The sequence below is a fragment of the Arthrobacter sp. ZBG10 genome, from assembly GCF_001238605.1.
Lineage (GTDB): Bacteria > Actinomycetota > Actinomycetes > Actinomycetales > Micrococcaceae > Arthrobacter.
The window spans coordinates 45936-58075 of record NZ_LFQH01000003.1 but is presented as its reverse complement, the minus strand read 5'-3'; the positions used below and the strand labels follow the sequence as shown (position 1 = coordinate 58075).

General features: G+C 66.6%; 14 protein-coding genes. 8 read left to right on the top strand and 6 right to left on the bottom strand.

The window, feature by feature from the left end:
• Positions 1 to 20: 20 nt before the first annotated feature.
• Complete coding sequence (locus tag ACU18_RS00795) at positions 21 to 449, bottom strand: phage holin family protein (RefSeq protein WP_050683640.1); 429 nt, start codon at positions 447 to 449, stop codon at positions 21 to 23.
• 90 nt (positions 450 to 539) lie between these two features.
• Between ACU18_RS00795 and ACU18_RS00790 the strand changes: the two genes are divergently transcribed.
• The 5 genes from ACU18_RS00790 (at position 540) to ACU18_RS00770 (ending at position 6155) form a co-directional block, all read left to right on the top strand.
• On the top strand, positions 540 to 1658 hold the full coding sequence (locus ACU18_RS00790) for a histidinol-phosphate transaminase (RefSeq protein WP_082178099.1): 1119 nt from the start codon (positions 540 to 542) through the stop codon (positions 1656 to 1658).
• A 149-nt stretch (positions 1659 to 1807) separates the two neighbouring features.
• Positions 1808 to 3043, top strand: coding sequence for a thiamine pyrophosphate-dependent dehydrogenase E1 component subunit alpha (locus tag ACU18_RS00785; protein WP_050683615.1), 1236 nt, complete (start codon positions 1808 to 1810; stop codon positions 3041 to 3043).
• Positions 3043 to 4023: an alpha-ketoacid dehydrogenase subunit beta gene (locus tag ACU18_RS00780; protein ID WP_050683614.1), complete on the top strand. Its 981-nt coding sequence runs from the start codon at positions 3043 to 3045 to the stop codon at positions 4021 to 4023. Before ACU18_RS00785 ends, ACU18_RS00780 begins: the two co-directional genes overlap by 1 nt.
• A 7-nt stretch (positions 4024 to 4030) precedes the next feature.
• Positions 4031 to 5533 carry a dihydrolipoamide acetyltransferase family protein gene (locus ACU18_RS00775; protein ID WP_050683613.1) on the top strand — a complete coding sequence of 501 codons (1503 nt, stop codon included), beginning with the start codon at positions 4031 to 4033 and terminating at the stop codon, positions 5531 to 5533.
• Positions 5526 to 6155, top strand: a complete 630-nt coding sequence (locus ACU18_RS00770) for a phosphatase PAP2 family protein (RefSeq protein ID WP_231685972.1) — start codon at positions 5526 to 5528, stop codon at positions 6153 to 6155. The genes ACU18_RS00775 and ACU18_RS00770 overlap by 8 nt, the downstream gene beginning before the upstream one ends.
• Before the next feature lie 16 nt (positions 6156 to 6171).
• Here the strand turns inward: ACU18_RS00770 and ACU18_RS00765 are convergent, their stop codons facing one another.
• The 4 genes from ACU18_RS00765 to ACU18_RS00750 form a co-directional block, all read right to left on the bottom strand.
• Positions 6172 to 6507: a hypothetical protein gene (locus ACU18_RS00765; protein ID WP_082178098.1), complete on the bottom strand. Its 336-nt coding sequence runs from the start codon at positions 6505 to 6507 to the stop codon at positions 6172 to 6174.
• A 152-nt stretch (positions 6508 to 6659) separates the two neighbouring features.
• A complete protein-coding gene (locus tag ACU18_RS00760) occupies positions 6660 to 7088 on the bottom strand; it encodes a universal stress protein (RefSeq protein WP_050683612.1) in 429 nt (142 codons plus the stop codon).
• Between the two features lie 46 nt (positions 7089 to 7134).
• Positions 7135 to 8427 carry an aminotransferase-like domain-containing protein gene (locus ACU18_RS00755; protein WP_050683611.1) on the bottom strand — a complete coding sequence of 431 codons (1293 nt, stop codon included), beginning with the start codon at positions 8425 to 8427 and terminating at the stop codon, positions 7135 to 7137.
• 48 nt (positions 8428 to 8475) lie between these two features.
• Positions 8476 to 8916 carry a hypothetical protein gene (locus ACU18_RS00750; protein ID WP_231685971.1) on the bottom strand — a complete coding sequence of 147 codons (441 nt, stop codon included), beginning with the start codon at positions 8914 to 8916 and terminating at the stop codon, positions 8476 to 8478.
• A 10-nt stretch (positions 8917 to 8926) separates the two neighbouring features.
• Here ACU18_RS00750 and ACU18_RS19820 point away from each other — a divergent pair, with 10 nt between their 5' ends.
• On the top strand, positions 8927 to 9337 hold the full coding sequence (locus tag ACU18_RS19820; RefSeq protein ID WP_197273487.1) for a BatC protein: 411 nt from the start codon (positions 8927 to 8929) through the stop codon (positions 9335 to 9337).
• 164 nt (positions 9338 to 9501) lie between these two features.
• Here the strand turns inward: ACU18_RS19820 and ACU18_RS00745 are convergent, their stop codons facing one another.
• The gene (locus tag ACU18_RS00745) at positions 9502 to 10065 is read right to left on the bottom strand and encodes an NAD(P)H-dependent oxidoreductase (protein WP_050683610.1); all 564 of its coding nucleotides are present in this window, start codon (positions 10063 to 10065) and stop codon (positions 9502 to 9504) included.
• 122 nt (positions 10066 to 10187) lie between these two features.
• On the opposite strand from ACU18_RS00745, the gene ACU18_RS00740 reads away from it, so the two are divergent.
• Together ACU18_RS00740 and ACU18_RS00735 are read left to right on the top strand one after the other, a co-directional pair.
• Entirely contained in the window at positions 10188 to 10796 is a 609-nt protein-coding gene (locus tag ACU18_RS00740) for a TetR/AcrR family transcriptional regulator (RefSeq protein WP_231685970.1), read from the top strand.
• A gap of 359 nt (positions 10797 to 11155) precedes the next feature.
• The gene (locus ACU18_RS00735) at positions 11156 to 12139 is read left to right on the top strand and encodes an ABC transporter permease (protein WP_050683608.1); all 984 of its coding nucleotides are present in this window, start codon (positions 11156 to 11158) and stop codon (positions 12137 to 12139) included.
• Position 12140: the final 1 nt, after the last annotated feature.

Genomic DNA, 12140 nt, shown 5'->3' with positions numbered 1-12140 from the left:
GGAAAGGACCTGGCCGGATCTTACCGCCGGTTGAGGCCCGGCAGGATGCCCGCCACAAGGGAGACCAGCGAGATGATGATGGCTGCCAGGACTGCCGTCCAGAAAAACGAGTCAATGGTGAAATGCACCGGGGTGTAACTGCTGATCCAGGCTGTCAGGAAAAGCATGCCGGCGTTGATCACCACGGTGAACAGGCCAAGGGTCAGGATGGTGATTGGGAGCGCCAGGACGCGGACCAAGGGCCGGACAAAGGCGTTGACCACCCCGAAGATGGCGCCGATGAACAGATAGGCAAGGACAATGCCAATGGTGTCGGTGTTTTCAGTGACGCCGGTTTTTGCCACGACGTCCGATGCCGCGCCGCTGGAGATCTCCAGGCCGGGAAGGACCCAGCCGGCCACCCAGATTGCCGCAGCGTTGACGATGACCCGCAGGAGAAAGGAACCCATGCCCTCCATGGTTCCACACCGCACGGAAACGGGCTGGACCGGGCAGCAATTGCCCCAGGCCGGGGCTGTGGGAGAAGTAGGCTGGAGGGCATGACCTCAGCAGAGTCCCTGGGCGGCGCAATCCCGCCGCGTCCGGTGGTGGCCGGGTTGCCCCGCTACGCCTCCGGCAAACCGCCGGCCGTTGTCGAAGGACTGGACAGCTACAAACTCTCGTCGAACGAGAACCCGTTGCCGCCGTTGCCCGCCGTCCTGGCGGCCATCGCGGAGCAATCGGACGTCAACCGTTACCCTGATCCGCTGAGCAGCCGGCTGCGCTCGGAGCTCGCGGATTTCCTGGACGTCCCATCGGACGACATCGTGACCGGGGCAGGCAGCCTCGGAGCGCTGAACCAGATCCTGGCCGCCTTTGCCGGCCGGAACGAAGACGGCAAGCCGGATGAAGTGATCTACGCCTGGCGTTCCTTCGAGGCCTATCCCATCAGTGTTGGTTTGGCCGGTGCTGAAAGCGTCCGCATCCCTGTCACCCCGGACGGCCGGCACGACCTCGTGGCCATGGCGGCCGCCGTTTCTGCCCGGACCCGCGTCATTCTGCTCTGCACGCCCAACAACCCCACAGGACCGGCGCTCCAGGCAGCCGAAACCGAGTCATTCATCCGTGCCGTGCCTGCGGACGTGGTGGTGGTCATCGATGAGGCCTACCAGGAGTTCGTGCGGTCGGACGGGGCCGTGGACGGCATCGACCTCTACCGCGGCTATCCCAATGTAGTGGTGCTGCGGACCTTCTCGAAGGCCCATGGATTGGCCGGACTCAGGGTGGGCTACAGCGTCAGTAATCCCGGCATCACGCAGTACCTCCGGGCGGCTGCCACGCCGTTTGCGGTGTCGCAGATCGCCGAAAAGGCAGCCGTCGTTTCACTGCAGAATTTCCCCGAAGTTGTAGGAAGGGTACAAACCCTGGTGGACGAACGCGACCGTGTGGTTGCGGGGCTGCGGCACCTGGACTGGGCTGTCCCGGAAGCCCAGGGCAACTTCGTCTGGCTGGCCTTGGGATCCGACAGTGCCGGTTTCGCCGCGGAAGCGGCGGCAAGGGCACTGTCGGTCCGGTTGTTTCCGGATGAGGGTGTCCGGGTGAGCATCGGTGAAGCCGAGGCCAACACCCGCTTCCTGCAGCTCTGTGCGGACTATACAAAGGCGCCCCGGGGTTCCTAGCGCTTAACAAGTGGCCGCGGCGCTACCTACTGAAGATAAAGTTAGGATCAGTAAGCCAATGTATATGCCGTACCGGGAATGTATTCCTGTGAAGGCATATATCCCAGCGACATTGCATCCAACCTGGATGCGGCAAGCAAGGAGACGGTATGGGCACACATCTGCCTTCCACCGAGTTCGACGGAACAGCTGTTGACGATCAGCGCGAAGCTGATGCGGAAGCCGTGCTGGGTGCACCCCCCGCGCACATGGTCCAGCTGCTGGGCCCCGACGGAACGCTCGGGTCGGACCCGGTGTTCAGCAAGTACGCGGCAAAACTGACGCCGGACGTGCTCCGCGGCCTGTACGCCGACATGGCGGCCATCCGGCGCTTTGATGTCGAGGCCACCGCCCTGCAGCGGCAGGGCCAGCTGGCCCTGTGGGTGCCGCTCACCGGCCAGGAAGCTGCGCAGATCGGCTCGGGCCGGGCCAGCCAGCCCCAGGATTACATCTTCCCCACCTACCGTGAACACGGTGTGGCACTGACCCGTAACGTTGATCTGGCTGAGCTCCTGCGCCAGTTCCGCGGCGTCTCCAATGGCGGCTGGAACCCCAAGGACACCAACTTCCACCTCTACACCCTGGTCCTGGCGGCGCAGACCCCGCACGCCGTGGGGTACGCCATGGGCATCCAGCGGGACCAGAAGCTTGCGGCAGCCGCCGGGAACGCGGCCGCGCTGCCCAAGGCGGCTGTGATGGCCTACTTCGGGGACGGCGCCAGCTCCGAGGGCGATGTGCACGAATCGATGGTCTTCGCCTCCTCGTACAACGCCCCCGTGGTGTTCTTCTGCCAGAACAACCACTGGGCCATCTCCGTGCCCAGCAACGTCCAGACCCGGGTGCCGCTCTCAAACCGCGCCAAGGGCTACGGATTCCCGGGCATCCGGGTGGACGGGAACGATGTCATCGCCGTGCACGCCGTGACGGAATGGGCGCTCGAACACGCCCGCCAGGGCCACGGACCCGTCCTGATCGAAGCGTTCACCTACCGTGTTGGCGCCCACACCACCGCCGATGACCCCACAAAGTACCGGCCGTCGTCGGAGGAAGACGCCTGGCGCGCCAAGGATCCCCTGGCCCGCCTGGAAATCCACCTGCGCGCCGAGGGCATGGCGGACGACGACTTCTTCGCCAAGGTCAAGGCCGACGGCGACGACCTCGCCGCCTACGTCCGGCGCACCACCCACGACCTGGAAACGCCGGACATCCGAACCGCCTTCGCCAACACCTATGTCGAGGCGCACCCGCTGGTGGCCGAGGAGCTGGCCTGGTTCGAGGAATACAGTGCAGGGTTCGCGGGCCCGGACGAATCCGGCAGCCCGGCAGCAGCAAAGGCAGGCCACTGATGACCACCATGACCATCGCCAAGGCCATCAACGAAGGCCTCCGCGCCACTTTGGGTGCGAACCCCAAATCTCTGCTGATGGGCGAGGACATCGGACCCCTGGGCGGTGTCTACCGGGTCACTGACGGCCTGATCGGCGAGTTCGGCCCGGACCGGGTGGTGGACACACCCCTGGCGGAATCCGGCATCATCGGCACCGCCATCGGGCTGGCCTTGAGCGGGTACCGGCCCGTCTGCGAAATCCAGTTTGACGGCTTTGTGTTCCCCGGCTTCAACCAGATCACCACGCAGCTGGCCAAGATGCACTCGCGCAGCAACGGGAACCTAACGGTCCCCGTGGTGATCCGCATCCCCTACGGCGGTGGCATCGGCTCCATCGAGCACCATTCAGAGTCGCCGGAAGCGTTGTTTGCCCACACGGCCGGCCTGCGGATCATCACCCCGTCCAACCCGCACGACGCCTACTGGATGATCCAGCAGGCAGTGGACTGCCAGGACCCGGTGATTGTCTTCGAACCGAAGCGCCGCTATTGGCTCAAGGGTGAGGTGGACACAACGTCTCCCGGCGCCTCCGCTGATCCGTTCAAGGCACATGTCCTCCGTGAGGGTACGGACGCCACGGTGGTGGTGTATGGCCCGCTGGTCCCGGTGGCACTCGCAGCTGCCAACGCGGCGGCAGAGGACGGCCACAGCGTCGAAGTGATCGACCTCCGCTCCATCTCCCCGATCGACTTCGACACTGTCACCGCATCGGTCAAAAAGACCGGCCGGCTCATTGTGGCCCACGAGGCACCTACCTTCGGCGGGATCGGCGGCGAAATCGCGGCCCGCATCAGTGAACGGGCCTTCCATTCGCTGGAAGCCCCGGTCATCAGGGTGGGCGGCTTCCACATGCCTTACCCGGTGGCCAAGGTGGAGGAAGACTACCTGCCGGACATCGACCGCATCCTGGAGGCGCTGGACCGCGCCCTCTCCTACTGAGGACACCATGACTTTAAACAAGTTCAACCTGCCCGACGTCGGCGAGGGGCTCACGGAGGCGGAAATCGTCGCCTGGAAGGTTAAGCCCGGCGACACCGTGGCCGTCAACGACGTCATCTGCGAGATCGAAACCGCCAAGTCGATCGTGGAGCTGCCGTCCCCGTTCGCCGGGACCGTCAGGGAACTGCTGGTGCCCGAAGGCGTCACCATCGATGTTGGCACCGCCATCATCAGTGTGAGCGATGACGTTGCAGGCGACCCCACCCCCGCCGATGTCCGTGCGCCCGAGGCTCCTGCCCAATTGATGTACGGCACCTTGCCCGCGGATGCCGGCGATGACGCGGCAGCAGCGGACGACGCCGGAACACCGGGAGCGCGGCCGGCCGGCGGTCCGCTGGTGGGTTCGGGCCCCAAGGCCGACGCCGTGAAGCGCCGCCCCCGCAAGACAGCGGCGGCGCCTGCGCAGGCCGCACGCCCCGCTGCCACGCCCGCGCCCGCCACTGCGCCGGCGCCGGCCAGCGTGCCCGCGGCCGGCCCGGTGGCGGTGCCTGCCGCCCCCGCCGGAGCCGAGGACACCAGGCCCACCCTTGGTGGCACCATCACCGGCCTGGTCAACCGTGTCCTCGCCAAGCCCCCGGTTCGCAAGATCGCCCGCGACCTCGGTATTGACCTCGCGGACGTTGTGGCCACCGGGCTGCGTGGTGAGGTCACCAGGGAGGACCTGGTGAGCTACCAGTCGCAGCGCGATGCCGAGCTGGACAAGGCAGACGGCTTCTGGGGCAAGGCCGGCAAGCCGCAGGACCAGCGTGTGGAAACCATCCCCGTCAAGGGTGTCCGCAAGGCCACGGCCCGGGCCATGGTGGAGTCGGCGTTCTCGGCCCCGCACGTGAGTATCTTCGTGGATGTGGACGCCAGCCGGACCATGGAGTTCGTCAAGCGGCTCAAGGCATCCAGGGACTTCGAGGGCGTCAGGGTTTCTCCGCTCCTGATCCTTGCCAAGGCTGTCATCTGGGCCGCCGCCAGGAACCCCAGCGTCAACGCCACCTGGGTGGACAACGGCGCGGCAGACACCGCCGAAATCCAGATCAAGCACTACATGAACCTGGGAATCGCCGCCGCCACCCCGCGCGGGCTGATGGTGCCCAACATCAAAAACGCCCAGGACCTTTCCCTGAAGGAACTGGCGCTGGCGTTGAACAACCTTGCCACCACCGCCCGGGCCGGCAAGACCCAACCCGCAGAAATGCAGGGCGGCACCCTGACTGTGACCAACATCGGCGCCCTCGGCATCGACACGGGGACTCCCATCATCAACCCGGGCGAAGTGGCGATCGTAGCCTTCGGCACCATCAAGCAGAAGCCCTGGGTCCTGGACGGCGAGGTCATCCCCCGGTGGATCACCACGCTGGGTGGTTCCTTCGACCACCGCGTTGTGGACGGCGACCTGTCCGCCCGGTTCATGGCGGACGTAGCCGCCATTCTGGAGGAGCCGGCGCTGCTCCTTGACTGAAGCTGCGGTGCCGGCCGCCGGAATCATCAGGGCAAAAAACAGGGCTGCCCGCTGGATCACCGAAATCCTCCAGCCGCCGGTGGTGGTCAGTGCACAGCTTCTGCTGAGCCCGCTGACCACCCCGGGCTTGCCTGGAACACTGGGCTACGGGGCGCTGGCGGCCGTGTTTGTCTGCCTGCTTCCGCTGGGCCTGCTGCTCATCCTGGTCCGGCTGGGACGTGTCAGCGACCACCACATCAGCAACCGCAAGCAACGCGCCCCCGTGCTGGTCCTGACCCTGGTCTCCATTGGGGTGGGGCTGTTGGTGCTGGCCGCAACCAGGGCTCCGCCCAGTGTCACCGCCATGGTCCTGGCCGTGGTGGGCGGCGTGGTGGTCCTGGCGGCAGTGAGCCCCTTCTGGAAAATCAGCGGCCACGCGGCGGCAATTTCCTCGTCCACGGTCATCGCCGTGCTGATGCTGGGACCGGCATGGCTGCCGCTCGTGCTGCTGGTCCCGGCCGTGGGGTGGTCCCGGGTGGTCCTGCGGGCACATACCCTGGCGCAGGTAGTGGCGGGCACCTTGTTCGGCGGTGTGGTGATGGCCGGGATCTGGTGGCTCCTGCAGGGCTGGTTGGTGGGCTAGCTAGCCCCGGCCGGGATCAGTACGCCGGGTAAGCGGCCAGCATCTCCAGCGTCGAAGGATCCAGCGTGGCGCCGATAGCCACCGCCGCCATTGTCATCACCGTTCCCAGGACCGCCGTTGCTGCGCCCCAGGCCGCCAGGAATTTCCAGTCGTCCCGCAGGGTGCTGCCCACCGTTTCGGGAAGCCGCAGGCCGGGGGCGATGGTGTTCGGGGCACTGTCAACGCTGCCGTCGTCGAGCAGCGCCACGACGGTGCCGTTGCTCCGGTCCACCCGCATCGAGCAGATGTGGTTGCCGTGCCGTGCCAGCAGGATGTCGTGGCCTACGAGCTGGCGGCGCTGGAGAGTGATCAAGGATGCCCCTTTGGGTGCTGGTGGTCTGGTCCGCACCATTGGGGCTGCTTCAATTTTATCGTTCGCCCCGGGCGGAAACCGCGATCCGGGCGTGAGAACGGACACCCCCCGCCGCGACAATGGCCACAGCGGGGAGCGTCCGCGGAACGCTGCTAGTCGGCGTCGTAGGTGTTCGCGATGTACACATCGCACGGGGCGTTGTGGGCCACGCTGTTGGCCACACTGCCCAGCACCCGGCCGATCCCCTGCATCCGCCGGTTTCCCACCACGATGATGCGTGCTTCCCGCCGCACAGCTTCCTTAATAAGGGCATCTGCCGGCCTGCCCCGGGCTGCGGAGTAGGTCACGGCGACACTGCTGCCCAGGGAGTCCGCAACGGTCCGCGCCACGTGTTCGGCGGCGTCCGCGTCGGAAACGATCCACTGGTCGCTGCCGCTGCCGAAAACCTCTGTCCGGTCGCTGTCGAAAGCCGACACCACGTGCAGCGAGGCTCCCAGGGCGGCTGCCAGGTCCCGTGCGGACTCTGCGGCCCGCTTGGCCGTGTCGCTGCCGTCGACCCCTACAACGATGATTCCGCTCATGCGCTTTGCTCCTTCGCTTGGTGTGTCAGGGTTTGTGCTGCCTACGCTACAGCGCCGCGATGGCTTCCTGAAGGACCGGCGCCAGCCGGCGTACTCCTTCGGCAATGGCATCGGGGGGAACGGCGCTGAATGCGAGGCGAAGTTTGTTGGACGGTTCATCCGAGGGCGTGAACGCGGCCCCCGGAATAAACACCACACCGGCCTCAATGGCTTTGTAAAGCAGCGGGTAGGTGTCTATGCCCGCCGGCAGGGTGACCCACACGAAGAAGCCCCCGTCGGGCGAGGTCCAGGTGGCACCTGCAGGCAAGTGCTCCTCGAGGGCTTCGATCATGGCGCGGCAGCGTTCGGCATAAAGCCCCCGGTAGGTCTCGATCTGGCCTTTCCAGTCGTAGTCGCGCAGGTAGGCGGACACGAGCATCTGGTTCAAGGCCGGCGGGCACAGGGTCACCGACTCCGCCGCGAGGTAGTACCGGCGCTGCAGGTGGGCGGGCACCAGGGCCCAGCCGATCCGGAGGCCGGGGGCGAAGATCTTCGAAAAGGAGCCCATGTAGATGACGTCGTCCGGGTTAGCGGCCCGCAACGGGGCCAGTGGCCGGCCGTCAAACCGCAGCAGCCCGTAGGGGTTGTCCTCCAGGACCAGAATATTCGCTTTACGGCATATATCGACGATCTGCTGGCGGCGTTCCGCCGCGAGGGTGATGCCCGACGGGTTGTTGAAGTTGGGGATGGTGTACAGGAACTTGATGGTCCTGCCTGCCAGCTGAAGGGCTGCGATGCGCGCCTCCAGGAGATCGGGCACCAGGCCATGCTCATCCATTGGCACGGTTTCCACCTGGACCTGGTAGGCCTCGAAGGTGTTCAGGGCGCCCACGTAGGTGGGGTCCTCAACCAGGACCACGTCCCCCGGGTCACAAAACACCTTGGTGGCCACGTCCTGCGCCGACTGGGAGCCGGCGGTGACCACCACGTTTTCGGGGCGGGCGTCGGTGATGCCTTCGGCGGCCATGACTTCGCAGATCTGGGCCCGGAGTTCGGCAGTGCCCTGGCCTGCACCATACTGCAGCGCGGTGAGGCCCTCTTCGGCGATGATCCGTGCCGCTGTGGCGGCCAGCCGGTCCAGCGGCAGTGACTGCAGGTAGGGGCTGCCCCCCGCCAGCGAGACCAGGCCCTCGCGGAGCGAGATATCAAAAACGTCCCGGACTGCTGACTGCCGGATGTGGGCGGCCCGCTCAGAGAACAGCTCCTGGTGGCGGTGGGCTGATGTTGCGGCCCGTTCGATGGCATCAATGGCTTCGGCCGGAAGCGCACCCGCGGCGGTATCAAGTGTTTCGTGGCTCACATCCTCAGGATACAACCGGGTGTTGCCTGAAAAGCAACAGCTGTTGAATCATGATTCACCCGGTGGCGGCGTTCCGGCGGTTCCGTCCCCTTGGTCCAGGCGGAGCGCCTGCCCCAAGGGCACGCCATTGATGTAGATCTCGGCCCGGACGGCACCCACGGCGGCCACGGCTGTCTGGGTCAGCTGCATTTCCAGCCTGGGCAGGTCGCAGACGCCACCGGGGTTGAGCCCGCCCGCCAGGTACACCGTGACGGTGGTTCCGTCGAAGCGGCCGGACAGGAGCGTCAGGGTGGCACCTGCCAGGGCGTTGTAGGTGCCCGCAGGCAACGCTGCCCCAACATCAGTGGATTCCGCTGGTCCGAGGAGGGGGCCCAGTGCAGCACGCAGCGGCGCCGCGGCAGTGGCGGCCGGCAGCTGCCGGGAAAGGCCCACCAGGCTGTCATTGCAGCCGAAGCGGACGCCGTTCCGGCCGCCGTCGTCCAGCAGCACGTAGTACGTGGTGACGGTACGCAGTCCGGAAGGCGCACTGGTGCCGGAGGCCGGTATGGGACCGGGGACGGGTGCAGCGACGGGGGCCGAAGGGGGCGCCGAGGAGGGGGTGGCGGCGGCACCAGGGGTGGCCGCCGGTGGGGGACTGGACCCGCCAGTGCCGGGCGCAGGAGCCGGGCTGACCGGAGGCGCGGCAGGAGGAGCGCCGGGCGTCGCCGAAGCTGCGGACGGAACAGCCGCCGCCGTGGATGTGGTTGGGGCCTGCGGCCAGGGCGGAGCCTGCGGCCCGGGCGCCGGCGGGCCGGCCGGAACATCAGGGTTGGTGGGGGCAGGCACAACCCCCGGCGCCGGGGCGCAAGCGCCCAGCCAGCAGCAGAGCGCCAGGGCCGCGACGGCCGACTGCCGCGTTCCCCTCCCCTGACCGGCACCCCCGGTTCCTGGCATCCTGCACCGCTTTTCCGTTCCGGCCCGTCCAGCGCGGCGGCTCCGGTTGATTAACGTTACGGCCGGCGGCAGGACCGGGGATCTCCGGGTGGTACCGGTTGGGACAAGAGTTGGTTACAGCAGGGCTGCCGCCTCGAGGTACTAGGCGGCAGGTGCTGCGACTGCGGCGTCAAGGGCATCGAAGACGCCCTTGATCTGCTCCACGACCTCTGCGTCGTCCTTGGGGTGCAGTTCGGCGAACCGGACCAGCGAGCCGGGAACAGCCAGCTTGGCGTCCGCCAGGACGTTTGCGCCCGCGATGCCGGCAGCCTTGCGGGCCTCATCCTGGGCCCAAACCCCGCCGAACTGGCCAAAAGCGGTTCCGACGACGGCGGTGGGTTTGCCGGTCAGGGCGCCGGCGCCGAACGGGCGGGACAGCCAGTCGATGGCGTTCTTGAGCGGGGCCGGGATGGTGCCGTTGTACTCGGGGGTCACCAGCAGCACGGCGCCGGCTTCTGCGGCAGCGGCACGCAGCGCGGCGGCGGCGGCTGGAACGGAACCTTCTACATCGATGTCCTCGTTGTAGAACGGGATGTTGCCCAGGCTGTCGTGGATAACAACAGCGACGTGCTCCGGGGCGTTGAGTTGGATTGCTTCGGCCAGCATCTGGTTGGTGGACTCGGCGCGGAGGCTGCCGACGAGCGTCAGGACGGTGTTCTTGGACATGGGGACTCCTTGGGTTCGGGCCGCGGGGGTTGCGGCGCAGCACAGCTGGGGCGTCGGAACGCCTTCATCCAGAGTAAACGGACCACAGTCCGTTTAATATTCCCGGGGACTAGACTGAACCTGTGAGTTCCATCCCAATGCGGCCGGGAGTGGCCCCGGTCACCGCTGCCGAGCGCAGTGACGCCGCCCGGAACCGGGAGCGCCTCCTAAGGGCTGCCCGCGAACTCATTGAGGAGGGCGGGGTGGCCGGCCTAACCATGGACCGGCTGGCGGAGCACGCCGGCGTGGGCAAGGGCACCGTGTTCCGGCGGTTCGGCAGCCGTGCCGGGCTGATGGTGACGCTGCTCAACGACTCAGAAACCGACTTTCAGTCGCGGTTTATGTTCGGGCCGCCGCCCCTGGGTCCGGGCGCGCCCGGCCTTGAGCGGCTGATCGCCTGCGGCATCGGGCGGATCCAGTATGTACTGGATTTCGGGGACCTGGTTCTCGCTGCGGAAATGGCGTCGCGGGGCCGTTTTGAAGTTCCCGCCGCAGCCCTGTGGAACCGGCATATTGAGATGCTGCTGCGGCAGGAAGGCTATGCCCCCGAGCCTGGCCTGATGGCCGGCTCCCTTGCTGCCACCCTGGATCCTGAGCGGCTCCTGAACCTGGTCCGGGTCCACGGCGTTGCGCCGGAACGGCTGATGGCTTCCTGGCAGGACCTTGTCACACGCGTCGTACGCGGGGCGTAGGCTACGTCAGCTCCGGACCCTCGGTCCAGTCACATGAGCTTTACAGGAATGTTCATAACAATCTGATACGGGCCAGTAGCTTTCGGGCCGTCCCGGCGCAATCCGGGCCGCGGGCTGTGATAGTTTCCTCTGGAATGTGACCCGCAACATAGTCCACCAGGACCGGCCCCAAAGGCTGCGGGACGCCAGCCACCCGCTGGCACAGAACCCGGTGAGGCGGAGCAAACCCCCGCTCATCCGGGGATGACGGAAGGATCCAGCACGTGATTGTTGTTTTGCCCCGTATCCCGGCACTCCAGCTGCCACCCGCGCAGTGTCCTTCCGTCCAACGGCCGGCGGCGAAACAGAAGTAGCGCCCCATGCTCCGCTACCTTGCCAAACGCGGCTTCACTTACCTGGTCATGATCTTCCTGACCACCTCCGCCGGATATTTCCTGGCCGTCAGCTCCCTCAAACCGGCGCTGCTGGAACAGGAACGCATCCCCCGCCCCACCCCGGAGCAGGTCGCCAACTCCATGCGCCTCAAGGGCCTGGACCCGGACCTCAACCCGTGGGAGCGGTACGTTGACTGGCTCACCGGCATCGTGACCCGCTGGGACTGGGGCCGCAGCCCGAATGGCGCTTTCATCAACGCCGAATTTGGGGACCGCGTGTGGATCTCCACCCGGCTTTTCCTCGCCTCGATTGTGCTGACCCTGATCATCGGCGTCGCGCTGGGTGTGTACTCCGCCGCCCGCCAGTACAAGTTCCAGGACCGGGTCATCACGTCATACAGCTACCTGGCCTACATCGTGCCGGCCCCCATCGCCTACTTCCTGGTGCAGTTGGGCGCCATCAACATCAACGAAACCGTTGGCAACCGCATCTTCTTCGTCACCGGCATCTCAACCCCCGGCATGGAGCCCGGGTGGGCGCAGTTTGTGGACATGGTGGGCCACTACGCAGTACCAACGGTGGCCATCACCCTGGTGGGCTGGGGCTCTTACCAGATCGCCCAGCGCCAGTACCTTCTGGACAACGTCAACGCCGACTTTGTCCGAACGGCGCGCGCCAAGGGGCTGACCCGCAACCAGGCCATCAGCCGGCACGCCCTGCGCGTGTCCTTTATCCCCGTGGCCCAAAGCATCGCCTTCACCATCCCGGCCATCTTCGCCGGCGGCTTCTTCGCCGAAAAGATCTTCGCCTGGCCGGGCGTCGGATCCTGGAGCATTGACGCCATCTCGCTGCAGGACGTCAACGCGGCCACCGCCACCCTTGCGTACGGCTCCGTGATCTTCGCCCTGGGCGCCATCCTGGCGGACTTCGCCACCACGCTTGTAGACCCGAGAGTGCGGGTGCAGTAGC

Bases quoted from the DNA above. Each gene is read 5' to 3' on its own strand.
- ACU18_RS00785 (WP_050683615.1), top strand. From the start codon at position 1,808: ATGGGCACACATCTGCCTTCCACCGAGTTCGACGGAACAGCTGTTGAC.
- ACU18_RS00745 (WP_050683610.1), bottom strand. From the start codon at position 10,065: ATGTCCAAGAACACCGTCCTGACGCTCGTCGGCAGCCTCCGCGCCGAG.
- ACU18_RS00735 (WP_050683608.1), top strand. From the start codon at position 11,156: ATGCTCCGCTACCTTGCCAAACGCGGCTTCACTTACCTGGTCATGATC.
- ACU18_RS00780 (WP_050683614.1), top strand. From the start codon at position 3,043: ATGACCACCATGACCATCGCCAAGGCCATCAACGAAGGCCTCCGCGCC.
- ACU18_RS00775 (WP_050683613.1), top strand. From the start codon at position 4,031: ATGACTTTAAACAAGTTCAACCTGCCCGACGTCGGCGAGGGGCTCACG.
- ACU18_RS00790 (WP_082178099.1), top strand. From the start codon at position 540: ATGACCTCAGCAGAGTCCCTGGGCGGCGCAATCCCGCCGCGTCCGGTG.
- ACU18_RS00760 (WP_050683612.1), bottom strand. From the start codon at position 7,088: ATGAGCGGAATCATCGTTGTAGGGGTCGACGGCAGCGACACGGCCAAG.
- ACU18_RS00795 (WP_050683640.1), bottom strand. From the start codon at position 449: ATGGGTTCCTTTCTCCTGCGGGTCATCGTCAACGCTGCGGCAATCTGG.